At 67.9% G+C, this 23,579-nt stretch carries 14 protein-coding genes, 2 tRNA genes and 1 pseudogene; 11 read left to right on the top strand and 6 right to left on the bottom strand.

The genetic code is table 11. The annotated features are described in order from the left end of the window. The 8 genes from EXQ71_09090 to EXQ71_09055 form a co-directional block, all read left to right on the top strand. The coding region (locus EXQ71_09090; protein MSO87659.1) for a hypothetical protein at nt 1-1,392 on the top strand (1,392 nt) is incomplete at its 5' end. 190 nt (nt 1,393-1,582) lie between these two features. Continuing rightward, nucleotides 1,583-1,657: transfer RNA gene (locus tag EXQ71_09085), tRNA-Cys, on the top strand. Further along, on the top strand, nt 1,624-2,697 hold the full coding sequence (locus EXQ71_09080) for an SDR family NAD(P)-dependent oxidoreductase (protein MSO87658.1): 1,074 nt from the start codon (nt 1,624-1,626) through the stop codon (nt 2,695-2,697). The genes EXQ71_09085 and EXQ71_09080 overlap by 34 nt, the downstream gene beginning before the upstream one ends. Nucleotides 2,698-2,768: 71 nt before the next feature. Then, nucleotides 2,769-3,533, top strand: a complete 765-nt coding sequence (locus EXQ71_09075) for a 5'-methylthioadenosine phosphorylase (GenBank protein MSO87657.1) — start codon at nt 2,769-2,771, stop codon at nt 3,531-3,533. 95 nt (nt 3,534-3,628) lie between these two features. Continuing rightward, nucleotides 3,629-4,465, top strand: a complete 837-nt coding sequence (locus EXQ71_09070; GenBank protein ID MSO87656.1) for a ribonuclease Z — start codon at nt 3,629-3,631, stop codon at nt 4,463-4,465. 215 nt (nt 4,466-4,680) lie between these two features. Further along, nucleotides 4,681-5,217: a hypothetical protein gene (locus tag EXQ71_09065; protein MSO87655.1), complete on the top strand. Its 537-nt coding sequence runs from the start codon at nt 4,681-4,683 to the stop codon at nt 5,215-5,217. Continuing rightward, entirely contained in the window at nt 5,208-6,404 is a 1,197-nt protein-coding gene (locus EXQ71_09060; protein MSO87654.1) for a hypothetical protein, read from the top strand. The genes EXQ71_09065 and EXQ71_09060 overlap by 10 nt, the downstream gene beginning before the upstream one ends. A gap of 88 nt (nt 6,405-6,492) precedes the next feature. After that, the gene (locus EXQ71_09055; protein MSO87653.1) at nt 6,493-6,768 is read left to right on the top strand and encodes an HU family DNA-binding protein; all 276 of its coding nucleotides are present in this window, start codon (nt 6,493-6,495) and stop codon (nt 6,766-6,768) included. Nucleotides 6,769-6,815: 47 nt separating this feature from the next. On the opposite strand, the gene EXQ71_09050 is transcribed toward EXQ71_09055, so the two are convergent. Then, on the bottom strand, nt 6,816-8,630 hold the full coding sequence (locus EXQ71_09050) for an ABC transporter ATP-binding protein (GenBank protein MSO87652.1): 1,815 nt from the start codon (nt 8,628-8,630) through the stop codon (nt 6,816-6,818). A gap of 99 nt (nt 8,631-8,729) precedes the next feature. Here EXQ71_09050 and EXQ71_09045 point away from each other — a divergent pair. Continuing rightward, a tRNA-Val gene (locus EXQ71_09045) sits at nt 8,730-8,806 on the top strand. A gap of 93 nt (nt 8,807-8,899) precedes the next feature. On the opposite strand, the gene EXQ71_09040 is transcribed toward EXQ71_09045, so the two are convergent. Further along, nucleotides 8,900-9,883, bottom strand: a complete 984-nt coding sequence (locus EXQ71_09040) for a hypothetical protein (GenBank protein ID MSO87651.1) — start codon at nt 9,881-9,883, stop codon at nt 8,900-8,902. 80 nt (nt 9,884-9,963) lie between these two features. Then, nucleotides 9,964-10,122: pseudogene (locus EXQ71_09035) on the bottom strand (LytR family transcriptional regulator). Nucleotides 10,123-10,410: 288 nt separating this feature from the next. On the opposite strand from EXQ71_09035, the gene EXQ71_09030 reads away from it, so the two are divergent. Then, a complete protein-coding gene (locus EXQ71_09030) occupies nt 10,411-11,670 on the top strand; it encodes an exonuclease SbcCD subunit D (GenBank protein MSO87650.1) in 1,260 nt (419 codons plus the stop codon). Further along, on the top strand, nt 11,667-14,615 hold the full coding sequence (locus tag EXQ71_09025) for an SMC family ATPase (GenBank protein ID MSO87649.1): 2,949 nt from the start codon (nt 11,667-11,669) through the stop codon (nt 14,613-14,615). The genes EXQ71_09030 and EXQ71_09025 overlap by 4 nt, the downstream gene beginning before the upstream one ends. Nucleotides 14,616-14,622: 7 nt before the next feature. Here EXQ71_09025 and recD read toward each other — a convergent pair whose 3' ends face one another. The 3 genes from recD to EXQ71_09010 are packed head-to-tail and all read right to left on the bottom strand — an operon-like array spanning nt 14,623 to nt 23,389. Beyond that, nucleotides 14,623-16,599 (bottom strand): exodeoxyribonuclease V subunit alpha, encoded by a 1,977-nt coding sequence (recD, locus tag EXQ71_09020; protein MSO87648.1) that lies wholly within the window; start codon nt 16,597-16,599, stop codon nt 14,623-14,625. Then, nucleotides 16,518-19,991, bottom strand: coding sequence for a hypothetical protein (locus EXQ71_09015; protein MSO87647.1), 3,474 nt, complete (start codon nt 19,989-19,991; stop codon nt 16,518-16,520). Before EXQ71_09015 ends, recD begins: the two co-directional genes overlap by 82 nt. Next, a complete protein-coding gene (locus tag EXQ71_09010) occupies nt 19,988-23,389 on the bottom strand; it encodes an exonuclease V subunit gamma (GenBank protein MSO87646.1) in 3,402 nt (1,133 codons plus the stop codon). The genes EXQ71_09015 and EXQ71_09010 overlap by 4 nt, the downstream gene beginning before the upstream one ends. Between the last annotated feature and the right edge of the window lie 190 nt (nt 23,390-23,579).

Genomic DNA, 23,579 nt, shown 5'->3' with positions numbered 1-23,579 from the left:
GTGGAGTTGGCGAACCACTGGACGCACTCGGCGCCGTGTTCGCCGTCGCGCGCCACGATGATGACCGGTCGGTATCTCCCTGGCCACCAGGTCTACGACAACACGGTTTTTCCCTGGCATCACAGTCTTGATCCGGCGATTCCAACGGTGGGTTCGCACCTTGGTGGCGATGGCTACCGGTCGTCGTACATCGGAAAATGGCACCTCACCGGCGGGCCCACCCCTCCGATGGATCTCTACGGCTACACCGACTGGGACGGCAACGACCAGCACTTCATGGGGTGGGCTGGCACCGGTGTGCATTTCGATCCGGTGATCGCCAACTCGGCGGCGCGTTGGCTCGATGCCCACGGCGCGCAAGCCGATCCGTGGTTCCTCACGGTGGCCCTGGTAAATCCGCACGACGTGATGTGGTTCCCGATGGACCAGCCCGGATACCAGGCTGAGCATCCGGCGGAATTGGCGGAGTCCGAGGCCCTTTTGGACGCTGCGAAATGGAAAGACGGGGCGGCGGTGCCGCCCTTCACCGAGGACTACGACCATGTGGTGGAGGATCTGCCGGCCAACTTTGACGACGACTTGTTGACCAAGCCCGCCTGTCATCGTCAGTGGCGCTGGGACCAACAACACTGGATCGCCGGGATGATTCCCCCCGAGGACCGGGAGCAGTGGCGGCGCCAACTCGACTACTACGTGCGCCTGCACCAACTGGCCGACGACAGCCTGGGCACAGTTTTGGCGGCCCTCGAGCGAAGCGGTGCGTGGGACGACACCGTGGTGGTCTTCACCTCGGATCACGGCGACATGTGCGGGTCTCATGGCCTGCGATCCAAAGGCCCGTTCGTGTACGACGAGATTATGCGGGTGCCTTGCTATGTGAAGCCAGCAGCGTCGTCGGCACTGGCTTCCTCGGCCGGGCAACGCAGCGTCTCCCTGTCGTCGCACGTGGATCTCGCCCGCACCATCTGTGGGTTCGCCGATGTTGAACCCGACGCCGGCATGCAAGGCGTAGACCTCGCTCCGTTGGTGGCCGATCCCCAAGCCACGGTGCGCGATCGGGTGCTGTTCGCCCACGCCACCGCCCACACCTCCAATATTCGCGCCACCCGTTGGGCCATACGGGGGGTATTCGACGGACGCCACAAGTACGCCCGCTATTACGGCGTGGGCGGGGGGCTCCCCAACGACGACTTCAGCGGTGTCCCCACGCCGATGCTCTACGGCCCCGATGCGGCCTTCGAGGACCAGGAGCACGAGTGGTACGACCAGCACGAGGATCCCCATGAGCTCACCAACCTGGCGATGGACAATGGTCGTCGGGCGGAGTTGCGTACCCGTTTCGACGACCTGAAGGCGATCGAGGCCGACGAGTTGGCGGGGTCGGTGCCGTGAGCGCCTCCTCTGACCGGAGCGCCCGTGAGAGCACTCGTCGTCGCCGGGCACGAATTGTGGCGGCCATCCTGGCCCTCGCATTGTTGGTACCGATCCTCGCCGGTGCCCTCGCCGCCATCTTTCCGGGCTAATCAATCGGGGAGTGGCGCGCGAACCCCCTAGGGCGAGCCACTAGGGTGATCTTTCCTTTGGTGGCGTGGCCGAGTGGCTTAGGCAAGGGCCTGCAAAGCCCTGAACGCGGGTTCGATTCCCGCCGCCACCTCCAAGGCAGTGCTTCCGCTATGCCGTCCGGCCACGGCCACGACGGCGTCGCCGTCATGGAAGGGGGAGGTTTCCGCCGATGGCGCGCGGGGTGATGAAGGGGCCGTTAGCCAGGTGTTGGCGGCGAAGGGTGTTGGTGAAACAAAGGAGTTGGCGGGGTGGGGTTTTCTCATTCCAGCGGCGCGGCGAGGGCGACGGGTTTCCCAGGGTGGGGTGCCCTGGCGGGTTGGCGATGGTCGCGGGCCAGTTGGCTACACTCCGGCCGTGACAGCCTTTGTAGGTCGCTACGGCCCCTGGGCGCTGGTGACCGGCGCCGCCCAGGGTGTAGGGCTGGCCTTCAGCGAGGCCCTCTTGGCCCGTGGGTGTTCGGTGGTGCTCGTCGATCGACTGGAGTCGGTCGTCGAGGTGGCCGCCGACCTGGCTGGCGAAACCCGGGCCGTGGTGGCTGATTTGGCCGACGCCACGTGGCTCGATCAAGTCGTGGCCGCTACTGCGGATCTGGAAATCGGCCTGGCGGTGGCCAACGCGGCGGTGTCCTTCGTGGGCCGCTTCCTGGATCAGTCCGCCGCCAGTCGCCTCGCCACGGTGCAGGTGAATTGCCTGGCCACGACCGAACTAGCGGCCTGGGTTCTGCCGGCCATGGTGTCCCGCGGCCGCGGTGGCTTCATCGTGACGAGTTCGGGTTCGGCACTGGCGGGTACGGCTGGTGTGGCTAGTTACAGCGCCAGTAAGGCCTTCGGGTTGAACCTGGCCGAGGCATTGGGTTGGGAGTTGCGCGAGAGCGGTGTGGATGTGAAGGCGGTGGTGGCCCCGGCGATGGATACACCCGGATGGCGATCCCACGCCGTTGAGGAGGCCAACATGTTTCAACCGGCCGCCGATCCCCGGGCGGTGGTGGAAGCAGCGCTGGACCACCTCCCCGAACCGGGTTGGTTCCTCGCTGATCCAAGCCTCGAGTTGGTGGCGGGTATGGAACGAAATGAGCGGGTTGAGGTGCTCTCCCGCGCCACCACCGCTCTCTACCCTACGGAGTACCGCCGCTAGTTACCGGCCCAGGATCGCTCGGCGGTGAGTGGGCGACCACCGAGGTGGCGAGGGTAGGGCAGGATGGGTCGGTGACGACAACGACGCAGGCTCAGGTAGCGGTGATCGGCGGTTCCGGGTTCTACGCGCTCGATGGCGACGTCGAGACGTTGGAGATCGAAACCCCCTGGGGGGCGCCATCGAGCCCGATCTGCGTCGGGAAGGTGGAGGGGGTTCCGGTGGCCTTTCTGGCCCGCCATGGCGAGGGCCACCACATTGCGCCCCACCGGGTGGATAGTCGAGCCAACTTGTGGGCGCTGCGCACGGTGGGGGTACGGGCGATCGTCGCCACCTTTGCCTGCGGTTCACTCACGCCGGAGGTTCCAGTGGGCACGTTGGTGGTGCCCGATCAGTTGATCGACCGCACCCAAGGTCGGGCCGAAACGATCCACGACGACTTTCGCAATGGTCCCGCCCATGCCACCTTCGCCGACCCCTACGATCCGGCTGTGCGCCGCGCCGCCCTCGCAGCAGGGGAGCGCGTGGGGGAAGCGGTGCACGATGGCGGCACGGTGGTGGTGATCAACGGCCCCCGCTTCTCAACCCGGGCAGAGTCCCACTGGTATCGCAGCATCGGAGCCACCCTGGTCAACATGACGCAGTATCCCGAGGCGGTGATCGCTCGCGAATTGGACCTGGCCTACGGCGCCATCGGTCTGGTCACCGATCACGACGCCGAGGTGGGTGATCGTCCCGAGGTCACCCCCGTCAGCCTGGACGCGCTCGGCGAGAATATCGAGCGGTACCTTCCCCGTCTCCGAGCCGTCACCCTGGCCACGGCCATTGCGTTGACGTAGTCTCCCGCCGGTCTCCCGGGTGGGTTTGGCCCCCCAGGGGTGCCCGGTGGGGATGCGACCGGGAGAGTTCGACGTCCAATGGAGGTATGTGGCCCATGATCGAAATCGTCTTGCTTGGCACGGGCAGCCCTCTGGTTGATCCGCTCCGGGCGGGACCGTCCACGCTGGTGAGGGCTGGTGGACGGTCGTTTCTCTTCGACTGTGGTCGCGGTGTGTTGATGCGAGCTGCCGCGGTGGGCGCCCCGGCGAACCAGCTCACGGCCCTGGTGCTCACCCATCTCCATAGCGATCACATCACCGATCTCAACGACGTGATCACCAGCCGGTGGGTTACCACCTTCACGCCAACCCCGCTTTCGATCCTCGGGCCGATCGGCACTCAGTCGGTGGTGAAGGGCATCCTCTCCTCCCTGGGTCCAGACATCGGTTACCGCCTCGCCCATCACGACGACCTCTCCTGGGACCCGGCCCCGGTGGTGGAGGAGGTAACCGACGGTGTGGTGTTCGACGACGGCACGGTGCGGATCATCGCCGGTCCCACCGACCACCGTCCGGTGGACCCAAGCATCGGCTATCGGCTCGAGCACGACGGCCATGCGGTGGTGATCGCCGGGGATACGGTGCCGTGTGCCGGGCTCGATGCGCTCTGCGCGGGGGCGGATGCCCTCGTGCATACGGTGATCCGGGCCGATCAGGTGGCGGCGATTCCGTTGCCTCGCCTCACCGACATCCTCGACTACCACTCGTCGGTAGAACAGGCGGCCCAGACCGCCACACGCGGCGGGGTAGGGACCCTGGTGCTCACCCATTACGTCCCCCCGATGGCCCCGGGAGCGGAAGAGGAGTGGAGGGCCATTGCCGCCGAACATTTCGCCGGTCCGATCGAACTGGGCGACGATCTGCATCGCATCGTGGTGGGTGAAGCGTCCTAACCTTCCGGTGGGATGCCTCATGACGTCTTCTACTCAAAGCCAATAGCAATCGTGTGTTCGGTGAGGCTGCCTTGCCGCTGGCCGCCGCTGAACTAAGGGAACTCGATGCCTATGTGTTGGGCGGGTCATCGACGTGTGCGAGCGCGAGGTGATCGCCGGGGTGGACTATCTCGGGGGTCTACACCGCTGAGCCCCTCGATGATCGACCGCTCGCCGTGTTGGTGAACCTGGCTCTGGCCGCCAGCGCCGGGGCCTTTGCACGGATGCTGGCGGGGGAGCCCCTGCGGCTGTTGGACCCCACGGGCGGATTGGGCACCACGCTCAACCGCTGGCTGAAGGACAAGCGCATGAAACACACCGTGACCAAAGCCACCTTGCGTAAGGGCCACCCGTCCACGGCGCACCGCATGACGGTGACGGACCGCACTCCCGGGCCGGGCGGTAGCGCTCGAGCGGGGCCCTGCGGATCTTCGCGAGCAGGCGCTTCCGGCGCGGTTCGACCTCCTCCGCCCCGGGGCGGCGGCCGTGTTGGCCTGGAATCGTCGCACTCTGCCGCGCGGGCTGCTGGCGGATGTGGCCGTAGGGGCCGGGTTCACGGTGGAACGCAAGGTCGACGAGGCCTTCGTCCACCGGGTGGATCGATCCATTACCCGGGATGTGCTGGTGGCGGTTCGTCCGTCCCTCTGATGACCTATATGGCTCCGGCCCGGGTAGTCTCTCCGTTGGCAAAGGAGGCCAAGGCATGGTGCTGACCGTCGAGCAGGATTCCGGGGTACTACCGGCCGTACGATCTGTTGCCGCGTTGGGCGCCATGGGGTGGCTCGCCGTCGCCGGTGGGTCATCGTTGGGTGCCGGCGCGATCCATGCCGCGGCCATCGGGGTGCATGCCGAACATCGGCAAGCGGTGGCGGCCTTCACGGTCGTGGCGGCGATTCAGTTGGGATGGGGGGCCATTCTCCTAGCCCGGCCCGGTCGTCTGCTCATTGCGCTCGGCGTGGTCGCCAATGTGGCGATCGCTGGGATGTGGCTGCTGGCCAAGACCGTCGGCATCGGGTTTGTCGAGGGTCTGGGTGAAGTGGAGGCGGTCCAGTTTGCCGATTCGATGGCTGCCGCTCTGGCTATCGTGGCGGCGTTGGGTGGCCTGTTCTACCTCTTCGGCATCGGCTCGCGAACCCTCGCCGGGAGCCCACTCGCCACGGGGACCGTCGCCATCCTGTTGGCGGGTTTGAGTTTGCCGGGGATGCTGGCCGCCGGATCGCATGCCCATGCCACCGGCGCTGCCGGTCACGATGCTCACGGCGCCGCCACCGGCGCTGCCGCTCACGATGCTCACGGCGCCACCTCGGTCCCGCCGACCGTATTCGATCCCCTCCTGCCCATCGACCTCGGTGGCCTAGATGGCGTCTCGCCGCAGCAGCAGGCTCGGGCTGAGAATCTGCTGGCTATCAGCCTTATCGAACTCCCGCAGTTCTCTGATCCGGCCGTCGCCGAGTCGATGGGCTTCGTATCGATCGGTGACGGGTTTACCGGGGTCGAGCACTATCTCAGCGCCGCCAACATGAACGACGACAGGATTCTCGATCCGGACTACCCGGAGTCGTTGGTCTACGACACCACCACCACGCCAAAGCACCTAGCGGCCGCCATGTTCATGATGAGCCCCGGCGACGCCTTGACCGACGTGCCTGATGTTGGTGGTGCACTCACCCAGTGGCACATCCATAACAATCTTTGTTTCGCTGGTCCCCGGGTGGCCGGGATCACCAATGCGGAGGGGGTGTGTCCAGGCACTCTCACCAAGGGCATCGAGACTCCCATGATGCATGTGTGGATCCAGAAGCATCCTTGTGGTCCCTTTGCGGCGCTGGAGGGAATCGGCGCCGGCCAGGTGGCCGAGGGTGAAACCAAGGCTTGCGACGCCGCCCACGGAGCCCATTAGCGTCCGAGAGCAGCAAGTATCCACCACCCCCGCATTACCGTGGTTTAGCGTGGGGTTCGTCAAGATTCGTCCCTAAGGAGGGCCCTCGATGAATAAGGCCGAACTCGTCAGCGCTGTCGCAGAGAAGTCAGGTCAGTCCGCCGCCACGGTGGGCTCTGTCCTCAGCGCCTTCGAAGACACCATCACCACCACTGTCGCGGCTGGCGGCAGGGTTCAGATCCCTGGTTTCCTCACCTTTGAGCGAGCCGAGCGGGCCGCTCGGACGGGTCGCAACCCCTCCACAGGGGCCGAGATTCAGATCGCCGCCGCCAAGGTCCCGAAAGTGAAGGTCGGCAAAACCTTCAAGGACACCGTCAACAAGTAGTCCGTGCACCCAGCGCCGCCACCCTCGGGTGGCGGCGCTGTTGTGTGTCACTCCAGCGTGGTCGTTACCGCATCCCCGGTCTGAACGCGCCAAAGCGCCGCGTAGAGCCCGCCTTTTTCCACCAGCTCATCGTGGGTCCCGCATTCGATCATCTCGCCGGCCTCGAGCACGTGGATGCGGGCGGCGTGGCGCACCGTAGAGAGCCGATGGGCAATCACCACGGTGGTGCGATGAGCCGAGACCTGGGCGAGGGATCGCTGAATGGCCGCTTCGGTTTCGTTGTCTACCGCTGAGGTGGCTTCATCGAGTACCAGGATGGCCGGGTCTCGCAGGATGGCCCGGGCGATGGTGAGCCGTTGGCGCTGGCCCCCGGAGAGTTTCTGGCCTCGCTCGCCCACGATCGTGTCGTAGCCCTCGGGAAGCATGGAGATAAAGGAATGGGCCTCAGCGAGGGTGGCGGCCCGCACGAGGTCGTCGTCCCTGGCGTCGGGCCGGCCGTAGGTGAGGTTTTCGCGCACCGTTCCCTGAAAGAGGAACGCCTCTTGGCTGACGAAGCCCATGGAGTGGCGTAGGGAGGCGAAGGTGAGGTCTTCGACGGGCACGCCGTCAATGGAGATTGTGCCGCTGGTGGGTTCGTAGAGGCGCAGGAGGAGTTTTACGAGGGTGCTCTTGCCGGCCCCGGTGGCGCCCACGATGGCGTGGGTCTCGCCGGGCTGGATGTCGAGGCTCACACTGCGCAGCACTTCGCGGCCTTCGCCATAGCTGAAGGACACGTTGTCGAATCTCACCGCCCCGGCTACGGGATGGGTGAGGGTGGAGGCGCCGGAACGGATTGACGGGACGACGTCGAGGAGCCCGAAGATCCGACGGCACGAGGCCATGGCCCGCTGATAGAGATCGAAGGTCTCGCCCAGGCGAGTGAGGGGCCACAGCAAGCGTTGGGTCATGTACACGAGAACGGTGAAAGCCCCCACTTTGAGGGTGCCGTTCAACGTGGCCCGACCGCCCACCACGAGGGTCATGGTGAAACCGGCGAGGATGGCCATGCGGATGAGGGGAACGAAGGCACTGGAGTAGCGGATCGCCTCGGCGTTGGCGCTGCTGTAGGCCTGGCTGTCGGCGGCCACGCGAGCCACTTCGCGCTCTTCGGCGTTGAAGGCCTTGATGGTAGCGATGCCGCCCAGGTTGTTGGTGAGCGTGTCGGCAATACGCCCCGCGGCGGAACGCACGACGTCATAGCGCTTCTCGAGCGTGCGTTGGTAGCGCAGCGACCCTCCGATGATCACGGGAATGGGGAGGAAGGCCAGGACGGCGAGAAGCGGGGAGATCACTGCGAAGGTGATCCCCACCAGCACGACATTGGTAATGGTGAGGATCATTTCGTGGGCGCCCATGTCCAAGAAGCGTTCCAACTGATTCACATCGTCGTTGAGCACGGCCATAAGCCCGCCGGAAGATCGATCTTCGAAGTACGCCAGTTCCAGTTCCTGTACGTGGCGGTAGGACTCCATGCGCACGTTGTGTTCGATTTCCTGGGCGAGGTTCCTCCAGGTGATAGTGGCGATGTAATCGGTGATCGACTCGGCGATCCACACGAGCACCGTGATGCCGGCGAGCAGGTACAGCTGGTCATAACGGTCTTCGATGCCGGTAAGGCGCTGCACGAGGGTCTCGCCCTCGTTCACCACGATGTCCACCGCCACACCGATCAGCAGTTCGGGGGCGATGTCGCACATTTTATTGAGGACCGAGAACACGCTGGCCAAGATCACTTTGGGGTGGTGGCCGCTGGCGTGGCCCCAGAGTTGGCGAAGGGGCGGGACCGACGACGACTCCAGGGTGGCACTGCTAGGGGAATCCATGGAGCAGACCCTAGAAGAACTCACCAGCGGATCCATCGGGCGTTTCTCCGGCTCGGGTCGCTGGCCCGGGAGATTCGGCACTATGGTCGGCCGTCCCAAGGGCGGTTAGCTCAGTTGGTTAGAGCGCCTGCTCGACACGCAGGAGGTCGGGGGTTCGAGTCCCCCATCGCCCACCAAAACGTTCTTACTCAAACCCTCTGGGTAGCGCGGCTCGCCGGGGGTGTTGCTGTCTGAACGTTGGCACGCACCAGGGTCGGCCCTCTGAGCGCTCACCGAGGGAGCCGCGCCCTGAGCAGCCCAGCCGAGGCGATGCCGACCGCCCCGAAGGCGAGCAGTGCAGTGGTCGCAGAGAGTCCATCGATGCACAGACCCCAGAGGAGCAGGCCGACCGGGGCCGCGAGTTGGGCTGCCACGGAAATTGCGGCGATCGCGTGGACCTGCTGGCCGGGTTCGACCGCGTCGGTGGCTGTACCGACGGTCATCGCGCGCGACCCGTAGCGCAGCGATCCGAGTCCGATCCCTATGGCGACCCAGGCCACGAGTTCAACACCTCGGGTGAGGATCAATGCCGTGAGCGCCAGGAGCACGAGGACGGCCGCAGCGCCGGCACCCGTGAGGATCGAGCCCTCGAGGTCCGACCGCTGCCGCGTGCTTCGTCGGACGACGAGCGGTACGAGGAACTCACCCAGGTAGAGCGATGCGCGCAGTATCCCGGCGCCGACGAGCACCGCCCCTGGACGGAGATCGTTGGTGATCGGTACTACCAGAAGCAACGGAGGCGCCACGACCACACTGACGAGGCTGGCGTTGATGAAGGCCAGGCGAAGCGCCCGGTTGGAGCGGACCAGGGTCCGTATGTCGCGCCACGCCCGCTCCGATGGCCTCGGCTCCTGGAACGAACCCGCTGGGTCGATGCGCCAGACGACGACGATCAGCGGGAGCGTGAGGGCGCTGTTCAGCACGAGTCCCCAGCCAAAGGTCCCGGCGTTGAGCAGGACACCGCCGCCGAGCGCGCCGGTCGCCGCGCCGATGGCCGAGAATGCCTTGATCCTCGCCCACGTAGCCGACATCGACCCAGCGGCCGCCAGGTACGCCTTCGTGAGCAAGGGGGTGATGACTTGCGTCGTGCCAATGGCGACGCCCATCAACGGGGCCAGACAGTAGAGGACTGCCACGGGCGGTGCTCCACCCAAGATGAGCAGTCCGCCACCGAGCCAGAGCACCGCCCCGGTGGACTTCCCGACAACGAACATCCTGCGGGATCCGAACCGGTGGGCGAGAGACGGGGCGTGGGGCACGGTCACTGCCGCGGCAACCAGGGCGAGTGCCAAGAAGGTGGCGGTGGCAAGGCCCTCGTTGCCGGCGGTGCCTGCCGCGAGGGTGATCGCGCCGGTGGCCACCAACATGCCGACGGCCGTCCCCCCGACGGACAGCGCGGTGGCGATGGTGTAGGCGCTCCCCGCGCCCGATTCGGTCTGGGCGGGCGCCTCACGTCCTGTCATCGGCTCAGCCTCGCTTCGGCTGAATCTGCGCGCCGACTGCCAACATATCACCTCGCCGCGGCTTCATCGGCGGTCGGGGACTCGACCTGGTCCGAGAGAGGGATGCCTACCGGACCGAGTTCAACGAGATCCGACCCCACGAGGCCCTGTCCTGGTACCGGCCCCTCGGCGTCCATCTTGGCCACGCCGACCCAAGAACCCTCAACTTCCCCGAATCGAAATCTCTGCCAGGTTCCTGACACGGGACATGTTCACTATGGCCGTCACACCCCATAGCTATGGTGACGCCGCTTCATCTGGAGCAGGCGGAGTACCCTCTCCGAGACGCTGACCACGGGATGTCGAGCACGATGAAGATCATCCACACCAGCGATTGGCACCTCGGCCGCCACTTCGGTCCGGTGTCGTTGCGGAGCGACCAGGAGGCATTTTCCGACTGGTTCGTCAGGCTTGTCCAGGACCAGGACGCAGACCTCGTGGTCATTGCGGGAGACCTGTACGACCGGGCGATCGCCCCCGTCGAGGCCATCGATCTGTTCCGAGACACCATGGGTCGCCTGCTGGCCACGGGCACCGTCGTCGCAGCTATCAGCGGCAACCACGACAGCCCGGACCGCCTGGCCCCCTACGCGAACATGCTTGACCCCAGCGACTTCTACCTCCGCGGCGGCTACCAGGGCATCGGCGAGGTCATCTGCCACGAGTTCCGCGACGGGCCGCTGGACCTCGTGCTCCTGCCCTTCCTCGAGCCGCAAGCAGCGCCAGATCGCTTTGGCGCAGACGAGGAGCCTACAGCCGACGGCGACGACGAGACCGCGCTGGTGGAGCGTCGCCAGCGACGCACCCACCATTCCGTGCTCGAGACCGCCGCCGGCGCCGCCCGCTCTGCACGCACCTCGCCGCGCTCACTTGCGATCGCCCACGCCTACGTCACCGGCGCCACGACCTCCGAGTCCGAGCGTCAGCTCGTCGTGGGCGGCACGGGCGAGGTGCCCGCCAGCGTGTTCGACGGCTTTTCGTACACCGCGCTCGGTCACCTCCATCGGCCGCAAACCGCGGGCGGGGACACCGTTCGTTACTCGGGGACACCGCTGGCCTACTCCTTCTCCGAAGAGCACGAGAAGTCCGTTACCGTCATCGAGATGGATGGGGTTGGCGGCTGCGAGATCAGCGAGATCCCGGTCACCGTTGGCCGCCGGGTCCGCACCCTCACCGGCGAGCTCGGCTACCTGCTCGACTCGGTCGACCACGCCGGCGCAGAGGAGTGCTTCGTGCGGGCCATCGTGACCGACCGCGAGACGGTGCTCGACGCCAAGGCGCGGCTCGCCACCCGCTACCCCCACATCGTCGAGGTCCGCCTCCTGCCCAACGGGAACGAGCTCGAGATCGGTTCGGCACCCACCGATGTCCGGGACCTTCCTCCCATCGACGCGGCCCGTCAGTTCTGGGAGGCCGCCCAGGGAAGCCCGCCCGACGTCCTGCTTGATGCACTCCTGGTCGGGGCCACCACCCGCGCGACCGCTGGGGGTCCCACATGAAGCCGATCAAGCTCATCCTCGAGGCCTTCGGGTCCTTCCCCGGCACCGAGACAATCGATTTCGCATCCCTCGCGCCACGCGGCCTCTTCGTGGTCAGCGGCGATACCGGCACCGGCAAGACCACGATCTTCGATGCCATGTGCTGGGCGCTCTACGGCAAGATGCCCCTCAAGGACGCCAAGGACGTCAAGTCTGATCACGCATCCCCCGAGACCCGGACCCGGGTCGTTTTCACTTTCGGGAGCGGCGGCGAGCGCTACGTCGTTACCCGGAACCCCGAGCAGTTCCGCTCGGCGGCACGCGGAAGCGGGTTCACGAAAGAGCTGGCCAATGCTCAACTCGTACGGGTCACCGACAATGGAACCGAGTCCATCGCCACCGGCGCCCGCGACACCAGTGCTGCCTGCAGCGGCCTCATTGGCCTCGACGCGATGCAGTTCCAGCGGGTCATCCTCCTGCCCCAGGGCGAGTTCTCGCAGTTCCTGCTGGCGGACACCGCACAGCGCGAGTCTCTGCTGGGCCAGCTCTTCGGCGGCAAGGTGTTCGACGACATCGTCGACCAGCTCAAGCAGGACCGCAACCAGCTGCGCCAGCAGATCGGCGCCATCGACAACTCGATCAGTGCAGAGCTCGAGAACGTCCGCACCAACCTGCAGCACGCTGCCTCGCCACTGGGCTTCGAGCTGCCCGAGGGCCTCGAAAAGATCGAACGCGACGGGATGGATTCGTTGCTGCACTCGATCGACGCTCCGCTCGCCGCCCTCGCCGCCAAGGTCGCAGAACTTGTGGTTGAGGTCGGAGTGGCGACCGAGGCCCACCACCGCGCCGAAGGGGAGGCCACCCGCTTCGACGCCGCCGAAGGGCACCGCACTACCCTCGCTGCGCTGCAAGAGCGGGAACCCGTGGTCCGGGCCGATCGTGCGTCCGCCAGCGCCTCAGTTGCCGCCCGCCCCGTGACCGTCGCCGCCGACGCCCTCGCCGAGGCGCGCCAGACCGAGGTTACGGCGAAGGATCAGCTCGCCGACCGCCTCTCGACCATCAGCGAATCGTTCTCATCTATCGGCGTGGAGGCCGACACCTCCACGGCGGGCACCATCAAGGATCAGGTCGCCACCCAGCGGTCCCTCCACCAGGTCAACGTCGCCGCCCTCAAGAAGCTCCGTGACGCGCTCGCCGAGCACGATGCCGGAACCAGCACCAGCCAAGCCATCGCCACCGACATCGCCACCGCCAGCGCCACCCGGTCGGCGGCGGCAGAGCGGCGCGATGTGATCGCAACCGCCCTGACCGACCTCCGATCGCGTGCGGTGGATCCGGATGGCATCAAGGCCGAGAGCGCGAAGGTCACCCGGCGCGTCGACGCACGGCGTGAGCTCAATGAGGTCCAGGCGGAGCTGGTCGACGCCGCAGCCAACGCCACCGCGGTCAGCGCCAACTACGAACGGGTCTACGGGGCCTTCGTCTCGACCCAGGCACCTCGCCTCGCAGCAAGGCTGGTCGAGGGCGAACCGTGCCCGGTGTGCGGCGGGGTCGAGCATCCGATGCCCGCCACCGGCGATGGCGACGCCCCCACCACCGATGACGATGTCCAACGAGCGTCGGCGGCCAGAGACGCCGCCAACTCGGCCGTCGGTGTCCTCGAGAGTCGCCAGACGGTCCTGCGAAGCACCCTGGATGACGACGTCGACGCCACCATCGACCAGCTCACGGCCCGCTCGACCCAGCTCGCCGCGCAGCATGTCCAGGCCACCGAGGACGCCGGGACGCTCGCCAACCTGGAGCACGAGCACTCGACCCTCGAGAATGTGCTCCACACCGTGGACCTCCGGCTCGCCCGGCTCGCCGAGAAGACCGATGCGGCCCGGGAAGACCTGGCCCAGCGCACCACCGAGCTGGACGCGGCGAAGCTCGCGACCAGCGGGATAGATGGCGACGACGTGGATCGCACCGGCAAAGTGCTCGACGCCTTGGACGGCCACGTCACGGGTCTGGAGCAGCGATTCACCAACGTCAACAGCCGAGGCTCCGCCGCAACCGTGAACGAGGAGCAGCTCACCAAAGCGCTCGCCGCCAGCCCGTTCGACACCGAGGGCGAGGCCCGTGAGGCGCTCCTGTCCAGCGACGACGAGCAGGCCAAGAATTCCGCAGCCACCGAATACGACAAGGCCTGCGACGCGGCCACCACGGCACTCGAGGTCCTCACCAAGCAGGGCATCCCCGCCCATGCCCCTGACCTCGCGGCCACCGAGTCCGCCCGGACCGCGGCGGCGGCCAACCAGGCCGCCCGAGCCGCCGAATGCACCAGCGCCACCGATGCCCGCCAGTACAGCCGCTTGGCCCTCAAGAAGCACGACGAGCTCATTGAAGGATCCGATGATCAGCGGGCTCGGTCTGAACGAGCCGATCTGGCCTTCCAGGTATGCCAGGACGGCGGGCCCGGCGCCGACATGTCCCTGAAGCGCTGGGTCCTCACGCGAGAACTCGATCGCGTCACCGCTGAGGCCAACGTCCACCTCCACCGGATGACCTCGGGGCGCTACACGCTCCACCGCGGCGAGACGAAGGCCGACGGTCGGCGGAAGTACGGACTCGACCTCGAGGTCCTCGACGCCACCACCGGACGAGCCCGCTCCACCTGCTCGCTCTCCGGCGGAGAGCAGTTCCAGGCATCGCTCGCCCTCGCCCTCGGACTGGCCGACGTCGTCAGCCACGGGGGCGCCGCCAGCGGCAAGACCTTCGAGACGCTGTTCGTCGACGAGGGGTTCGGGTCGCTCGACCCCCGCTCGCTCGACGACGCCATCGACACGCTGCACCAACTGCACGCCACCGGCCGCATGGTCGGCGCCATCACCCACGTCGAAGCGATGAAGCAGCAGCTCCACCTGGGCATCGAGGTCAAGCGCCTCCCCGATGCCGGCGGATCGACCCTCGTCGTTCACCCCTGAGGGCGAACTACCCCCAGAGCCGTTCATGCAACCCCGACGCCCGGGTGATCGGCTGCAAGATCGCTGCTCGGACCGCCGCTTCCGTTGCCACCAACGTCACCCGCTCCTTGCCCCGCGTGATTCCCGTGTAGAGCAACTCGTTCGACAAGATCCGCGACCCTGCCGCTGGGAGCGACACCACCGCATGGGCGAACTCCGAGCCCTGGCTCTTGTGCACGGTCATGGCCCACCAGGTCTCCAGTTCCGCAAGTTGCGAAGGAGCCAGCTCTCGCATGCCCGCCGCCGAAGGCGCCGCCACCACGGGACGGTCGTCCCTCAGTATGACGATGCCGGTATCGCCGTTGAACACGCCGGTGACGTAGTCGTTGCGGGTGACGATCACCGGCCGCCCCACGTACCAGCGACGGTCCGTCCGCACCCCCGGCACCAGGCGCCCCAGGCGCCGTTCGATCTCATCCCGCCAGCCGTAGGAGCCCAGCGGACCCCACCGCGTTCCGCACAGCACCTTCAGATCAAGCGCCGCCGCCATCGCCGCTTCGGCGTCGCCGGCGTGAGCGGCTCGGACCACGATCGCTGCCTGCTTGGCCACCTCCCGTCGGAGCATCGTGAGGGCATCGGCATCGCCGGGGTCGATCAACGTCACATCGTCGACGCTCGGATCGCGCAGCACATCGAGGGCCCCATCCACATCGCCCGTTCGCACCGAGTCAGCCAGCCGGGCTATGGCGGAATCGGAGCCGAACCGGTGGACACGATCAAGGACCACGATGCTGTCCTCGAGCTTCCCGGAGACTACTAGTGGGCCGCGGGCTGCCGGCCCGACAATGTCGCCCATGACCGCTCCCGCCTCGACGCTCGCGAGCTGGAACGGATCACCCACCAGCACCAGACGGGTCTGTGGGCGAAGCGCGTCGAGCACCTTGGCCATCAGCGGCAGATCGACCATCGAGGTCTCATCGATCACCACCAGATCGTGCGGAAGCGGATCGGTGTGGTCGTGGCGGAACGACATCCCGTCACGCCAACCCAACAGCCGATGGATCGTGCCGGCCTCTGTAGCCAGCAACGGGCCCGCCACCTCGGGAGGGAGCGACGCGGTGGTCACCGCCTGGTGCACGGCCTCGCTCATCCGAGCGGCGGCCTTCCCCGTGGGTGCCGCCAGCGCCACCACGAGCGGACGCCCTGCGTCGATCGCCAGTTGGTGGGCCGCGGCCAAAAGGCGCGCCACCGTGTAGGTCTTGCCCGTGCCGGGACCACCGGCCACGACCGTCACTCGACGCCGCAGCGCTACCGACGCCGCCCGTCGCTGGAGGTCCGGCTGAGCCGGATCGTCGGCTCCGAAGTAGGTGTCGAGCACCGCGTCGAGGGACCCGGAGGCGGCGAGATCGTCCTCGGCAGCGGCGGAGATCAGCCGGTCGCCGACCTGGCGTTCATAGCGCCAGTAACGCTCGAGGTACACGCGCCGACCATCGAACACGAGCGGAAGCGTCACATCGCCGACAACGGCTGTCGCCGGTCCACCGGTGGCGGCGTCACGCACCACCACGGCCGCAGCAGACCCCAACGCAGCGGCCCAGGCGGCGGGCTCCGGCCACACCAGTGCAGCGACCGCCGCGTCGAGAGCATGATCGGCCTCGCTGTCGCCGTCGGAACTGGGGTCACTATCACCGGCTCGCTCAGCACCCAGGCCGGGCAAGGCCTCGTCGAGCGCTACGCAGACGTGCCCGAGCTGCAACGCCCGGACGCACAGTGCGGCGGCCAACAGGACCTCGTGGGGTGTCCCGGGCACCGAGCGGGCAACTGCAGCTGCCACCTGCACCTCAGGCACGCGCAGTACGCCGGCGTCGACGAACGGACGAAGCGATGCCGCTTCGGGCGGGATGTGTACGGTGATCGGATCGTTCACGACCCACCGCCCGGACGACGGGGACGGCCATCGAGAAGATCGGACAGCGCGCGGATCGCCGCCGCCGGCGGGTGCCACTCGAACAAGCCGTCTGGGGCGCCGCCGTGTACCGGGGTGTCAGGCCCCACCATCCCGCGAAGGAAGAGGTAACCGACGCCGCCGAGGTGGACCCCCGGGTCGTAGTCCGCAACCCGCCACCGCAGGTAGCGGTGCAGGGCCACGCTGTAGAGCAGCGCCTGGAGCGGGTAATCGGCATCGGCCATCGCTGCGACCAGCTGATCGGGCTCGAAGTGCCAAGAGGTAGGGGTGACACCTCGTGCGGCCAGTCGGTTGCTCTTGTAGTCACAGACCACGAAGCGGTCGGGCGTCCCCGCGCGGTGGATGCGGGCCACGAGGTCGATCGACCCGGTGAGGTGGCCCGCCAGTCGGGCGCCGAACGGGCCCGAGGCGAGGTGCTCTGCCCATGGGCGCAGCGGATCATCCGGATCGAGCTGCTCGAGCAGGACCCGACCCACATCGGCGTCGGACGGGATCGATCCGGCCATCCCGAGGGTGAGATCGAACGTCAACTCGTCGAGCCGGTCGGTTCGAGGCAGCTCGCACAGTGCTCGACCGTCGAACAACGGCCCGAGCGGCGTGCGCAGCACCGCCTCCAGTCCCTCGACGAGTAGGCCGGGATCTACTGGCCAGCGGTTCCACCGCAGGCTCGCGTCGACCGCGTCACCGAGTTCGGCCGCCAGGTCCGCGGCGGTGAAGTCGGCGACCTCGAAGACCTTGTGCACGAGGTTGCCGAACCCAGCGCCACCAGCGATGTCGCCCAGCGGCAGGTCGATGCCATGGCCCACGACGATGTCCGGATCCGCGGCCGCTCCGTCCACGTCGTGCTCATCGGCCGATCGCCCGTCTCCCAGGGTGGCATCGGTGGGATCCAGCACGGCGTGGTGACCACCGCCCAGGGCGGTGATGGAGGTGAACGACCAGCGGGCGCAGTCTCTCGGCAGCGTGCGTCCGAGCGACGCTACGACGAGGTCATCGTCGACACGGTCGTCGGGTCTGGCCCACCGCCGCCGATCGATGGTGGACAGCCCCACCAGGGCCACGTCGAGGGTGCCGCCGCCACGTGCCACCAACGGTTCCAGCGCCGCGACCGCATCCTCACCGAAGGGGACATCGACCTCGTCAGCGGTGAAGGCCTCGGGGTCGATCTGCCCGTCCTCCCCGCGGGCGAACAGGACCCGAGCCAGGCCCGTGATCGGCGCATCGCCGGTGGGCAGCCACCACACCGCCAGGTGGTGGCATGCCCGGGTGAGCGCCACGTAGAGCACGCGCAGGTTGGTACCCACCGCCTCGGCCGCCGCCGCCCTCGTGCGCTCCGCACGAGCGTCGGCGTCGCCCCACTCCAGCTTGCTGGCGACGTCGATGACGCGTGTGCTGTCCTTGTGGTCCCACCAGACGTTGTGGTCTGCCTTCGCACCGCGAGGGCGCCACAGCGACGGGCAGCACACGACCGGGAACTCGAGGCCCTTGGCCACGAACGTGGTCATGATCTGGACGGCGCGAGCCTCGGATTCCACCCGGCGAGCGGCAAGATCGGCCTCGGGATCGCCGTCGTCGTTGCCGCCCGACAGCTGTTCGTAGAGCGCGAGCAACGAGGTTGGGCTGGGTCGCCGTCCACCGGCGATGACCAGCAGCTCGGCGATGTGGTCGACGTCGGTCATGGACCGGTCGCCGTCCTCACGGGCCAGTACCCGTTCGGCCACGCCGGTCTCGGAGCGCAGCAGGCCGATGAAGCCGGCCACGCCATGGGCGTTCAGGTGCTCGCCCCAGCGGTGCAACCGCTCCTGTAGCTCCACGAGATCGGCGTCGGACGCGGCCGCGACCCAGCCCGCATCGCGACCGCCGAACCAGCTGAGCGCGGCGGCGCGTGCGGCACGGGGGTCGGTGGGACGGGCCACCGCAGCGAGCAGCCGGTGCCAGTGACCGGCTGCCTCGGATGTCAGCACGTTGTCGCCACGTGAGATCACGGCGGGGATGCCCATCCGCCCGAGCGCCTTACGGATCTCGACCGCCTCGTAGTTGGCGCTCACCAGGACGGCGATGTCGTCGGGGCGCAGCGGCCGGGTGGCACCAGGGTCGTCAGAGGCTGGGTCAGGGATGTGGGCTCGTTCCAGGAGATCCCGTAGGTACGAGCCCATCTCGTCGAAGGTGACGGCCGCTCCATCACCGTGGGCAAAGCGGGTATCGCCCTTCTTCACGCGAGGCACGTCGTGCGCATCCACGAGCCGAAGCGACAGTGCGGGCAGCGGCGTTCCGTCGGCCGTGACGAAGGCCCGACCCTTGTTCTTCTCAGCTACAGCTACGCGCTGGAACCCGATGCCGGCGTCGCCGAAGGTGGCGCCGCTCAGGAGTACCTCGGTGGCCTCCAGCACCCGGGGGTCCGACCGCCAGTTGGTGTCCAGGTTGCGACGGTCGGTGCCCGGTGCGTGCGCCGCCTGGAGATAGGTGTGGACGTTGGCGCCCCGGAACGCGTAGATGGCCTGCTTTGGGTCGCCCACCAGGACGAGCGCCGTTCCCGCTCCGCGGTCACCGGACGCGAGGTGTCCAAAGACCGCGTCGAAGATCGACCATTGGACCGGGTCCGTGTCCTGGAACTCGTCGATGAGGGAAACGCAGTACCGGCTCTGGATCGCCTCTCGGGCCGCCGGACCGAAGGTGTCGTCTGCGATGGCATCTCGCAGGCGGACCAGCAGGTCATCGAACGACTGCGTCGCTGCTGCACGGCGGCGGCGGTCCACCTCGGCCACCACCTGGTCGACCAGTCCTCGCAACCTGGTGGCGGCGGGTAGCACGTCGTCATCCGCGTTGGGCACCAGGCGAGCACCGGGGTTCCCGATGGCCAGCGACGCAGCGACGCATAGCGCGTTGAGGTCGGGCACATCATCGAGGTCGTGGTCTGCCCGCACCGCCTCTCCGACCAGGAGGTCGGTGGCCACCTGGGCCACGATCGAGCTGGCATCGTCGAGCAGCACGGCATCGGGGTCGGCCAGCACGGCAGAACCGAGGGTGCCGAGGATCTGCTGGGCGAACCCGTGGATCGTGGTGATAGTGGCGCTGTCGAAGTCGGTGATCGCAGCGCGCACCCGTTCGGAGCGAAGTGCCCGCACGGAGCCGTCGCGATCCCAGACTGCGGCCGCGACCGCGTCCGTTGCCAGATCCTCGGGGATCTCGGTGTAGTCGAGGAGGTCGGCAAACTCCACCAGCCGGGCCCGCACCCGGTCCTTCAGTTCCGCCGCCGCCGTCCGGGTGAACGTCACCACCAGCAGCTCCCCGATCGGGATTCCCTCCTCGGCCACGTAGCGAGCAGCCAGGGACGCCAGCGCATAGGTCTTGCCCGTGCCCGCGCTCGCTTCGATGGCCAAGCGGCCGGTGGGCAGCGGATCGTGCAGGGAGAAGGGTTCCAAGGCGGTCACAGATCGGCCCCGTCATCGTCGGGTGCGGCTTGGGAGTCGTGGAACGCACCCCAGAGGACCGAGGCATAGCGCTCCGCCCGTCCCCCGTTCCCACCAGGGGGGTCGTCGGGCCGGCACTCAATGGCGAGCAGCTCGGCGAACGTGATCGAGCCGAACACCAGCTGGACCCAGCGATCGACACCCTCACCCATGCCCTGGTAGCCGCTCCACGTGGCCGCCCTCGGCTTGCCCTCGTAGAGGTCGATCGAGGTCTCGGGGAAGATCGGAAGCGGCTCGGTCCGACCGCGCTGGAACAGGCCGACCACAGTGGACAGCGCGGTCAGCGCTCGATCTCGACGTTGCGTTGCGGACTCCCCTGGCAGCGTGATCGCTACGGACTTCACGCGCGCCTTGCTCTTCGCGGACGCCACGAGCTGGGCGGTCCACGGACGGCTGGGATCCTGCGCGGTGAGCGCCAGCAGGTCGAGCCACGGACCGAGCTCGCGCTTGCGGTGCCAGTGCGACGCCGTGACCGTGACCGGGCCGGGGGCGACCCCGCGGTCGTCTCGGACCGATCCCACCAGCCGCGTGCCATCGGGGAGGCTCACGTCGACGGGCCGTTGGATCGGTTCCGTGCCCAGTACCCCAAGATCGTCGAGGCAATCGACGAGCGGGTCCACCTTCTCCACGGTGAGGTCGATGGCCCGATCGGACAGACGGCCGGGCGGCAGGAGGTCTGACGCCCGTTCCCGTCGCCGGAACGAGCCGACGTCGCCGCCGGAGCGCCGGTGGGCCAGCAGGCGGTCGGCCACCTTCCAGCTCTCGAGCGAATCGAGCTCGAGCACGAGGTTGCGGCCTTCGGAGGCGCGGGCCAAGCCACTCGAGGTCGACGACGGGGCGACGAGCTTGCCCCCGGAGCGCGAGGGAACCTCGGGGAGGTTGACCCTGAGGCACGAACGTACGAAGTATCGCACCGGGTTCTCGAGGAAGTCTCGGAGCTCACCGAGGTCCACCACCGGCAGGGGGTCGACGGCGAGCGGCTCCTCCAGGAACGCGGGCGGCGACAGGTTCATCCGGCGTCGATCGGCACCGTCTCGAGCCAAAGTGTTGAACCCCCAGGCCACGGTGGCGCCAGGATCGATCGCACCCGGCCGGAAGTTCCGCTCGTCGTAGCCCTGCCTGGGATGGGCGATCTCGATCGCGGCCATGGCCTCCTGGCGCTTGCCATCGGCGATGGTGGCCGCCACGGCCTCGCGCAGCTCCGCGACCGCCACCGCCGGTGGGACGGGCTGGTTGGTGACCACGCTGTGGCCGGTGCGGGTGATGATGAGGTGGTCCTCCGCGGCCAGGACCGCATCGAGCAGCGCCTGACGGGTTTCGGCGCGGCGGTCTCGATCCCCGATCTCGGGAGCGAGCGAGGTGAGGTCGTCTCCGTCGGGGGCGCCTGATGTGAATGCCGATTCGTCGACCCCGAGGAGGCAGACGACGCGGTGCGGCAGCCCTCGTAGCGGCGTGAGGGAGGTCACGGTGATCCCACCGCGGAAGAACTCGGCCCGACCGGCGGTGTCCTGGAGGCGACGACCGATGAGTGCTCGAACCTCCGCCAGTGTGAGATCCACGGCGGAGGGCTGGCCACCGATCGCCGCCTGCTGGGCGATGTCCTCGAACAGGTTGGCCAGCTTGGCTGCCTGCCACTCTCCGCCGCGCTCGGTGGCGAACAACTGGTCCGAGGCGTCGCGAAGCAGGTCTATCCACTCGCCGACGGGCCGTGGGCGTTGGGCCTCGTCTGCCAGCAGCTTCAACCGGTCGAGGAGTTCCGCGAAGCGTCCGGCCAGCGCGACGCCTGAACCTTCGACTCCGATCGGGAGCACCTCGCCCGGGCCGAGCGCCAGCGGATCGTCGCTGACCATCACGCCTAGCAGCAGGCGGTCCAGGGCCGTGGACCACGCGCCGTCCGCATGGCCGGCCGGCAACCCCCATCGCTGTCGGTGAGCGGCGTCGAGGCCCCACCGGACATTGGCCTGCTCCACCCAGTCAGCCAGGCGAGACAGGTCCTCGTCATCGAGGTCGTAGCGTTCGCGGACCGGCGCTAGGTTCGCAAAGTCGAGCACGGCCGCATCCGAGAAGCGGCTGTCGAGGAGCTCCAGAAGCGAGGCTAGGGCGGCCAGGACGGGCACGATGGATCCGAGGGAGCGATCGGTCATGCGGTAGGCCAGCGCTGGCGACCCGCTGTTGTCATCTGCCACCGGGCTAGACGAGGCGCTCGGACCCCAGGCCGCCTCGATCAGGGGGACGAACTCCTCGAGCGACGGACACAGAACCACGACATCGTCCTCCCGGAGATGGTCGTCGTCGGCGAGCAGGTGGAGGATCTGATCCCGGAGCACCTCCACCTGACGGCTGGCGCCATGGCAGGAGTGGATCCGCAGCGATCGGTCGTCCGCGGATGGGACCAGCTGGCCGGCCGGCTTCTGATCGGCACGGAGGTCGGCCTGCACCTGCTGGAGCACGGTGGTCACAGCGGACCTAGGGGTGGGGGCCGGGCCGATCGGCTCGTCCGCCCCGCGGTCGCCCAGCAGCACGAGGGTATCTCGCGCCGGGCGGGCCCACGAGCGCAGGAGCGGGTGGAGGCCACCCACAACACCGGGCGGACGCCGGACCTTGTCGGCCAGCGCGGCTGACGGGTGGTGGAGCAGCAGGTGCACGTCTCGCTGGGTCGCGAGCGCGTCGAGCAGTTCGAGGAACGGTGCCCCACCCGGGATGGTGGTCAGGCCGAAGAGCGAGACCCGTTCGGGCACGTCGTCGGGGCACTGACCTGCCCGCAGAGCGGCCAGCTGATCGGGCATCAACTCCGCAGGGCTCGGCATGCCGACCTGCTCGCGCACCGAACGCCACAGGTACGGCTGCCAGCGCGCTCGCTCGGGAAGGGGATTACCCAATCCGTCGACGTCATCGCCGGCTCCCCACGACCGCACCATGTGCGGACGGTGGAGGAGGTAGCGGTCGAAGAGATCCGCCAGACGCCGGGCGCGCGACCAGCGGGTCGCACCTGGTGCCAGCTGTGCGATCGGACCGAGGCGCGCATCGGAGCCCAGGCCGGCAAGCACCTCCAGCACCACCCATGTGAGCTGGTCGACACCCCATGGATCGGGCTCGTTCGGGTCCCGCGGGGCGAGGATTCGCTGCACCAGTCGCTGGGGATACAGCAGGTCGAGATTGGCGGCGACGCCGTCGGTCGATGACGGGTCCACCGAGCATCCCAGCCGCTGCGAGAGCTGGAGGCGAAGCCAACGGTCAACCCCGGCGGACCCCACGACGATCCATTCCGCAGCCATCGGATCCGCCACGGGCGCGGCGAGCACGGCCGCCAACTGGTCAGCCAGGCCGCCCATCTGCTCATGTCCCTGCAGCTGCAGCACGATCGAACCGTACACGGAGGCTGTGACGCCGGAGTCTGGACCGGCACGTGTCAACGTCGGTGAGACATCGGCTGCTCAGATGGCGGTGGGTGCCAGGGGCGTCTTGGACGGTTGGTTGATCCATGCCGCCCCAGGGATGAATCACCCGGGTCTGCCGAGGGTTTGGTTGACGGTGGGTAGGGACCCTCCC

The sequence above is a fragment of the Acidimicrobiia bacterium genome, assembly GCA_009694375.1.
In the GTDB taxonomy this organism is placed as follows: domain Bacteria; phylum Actinomycetota; class Acidimicrobiia; order Acidimicrobiales; family VFJN01; genus VFJN01.
The sequence above is the reverse complement of the archived record's forward strand: the minus strand, read 5'-3'. Positions and strand labels throughout refer to the sequence as shown.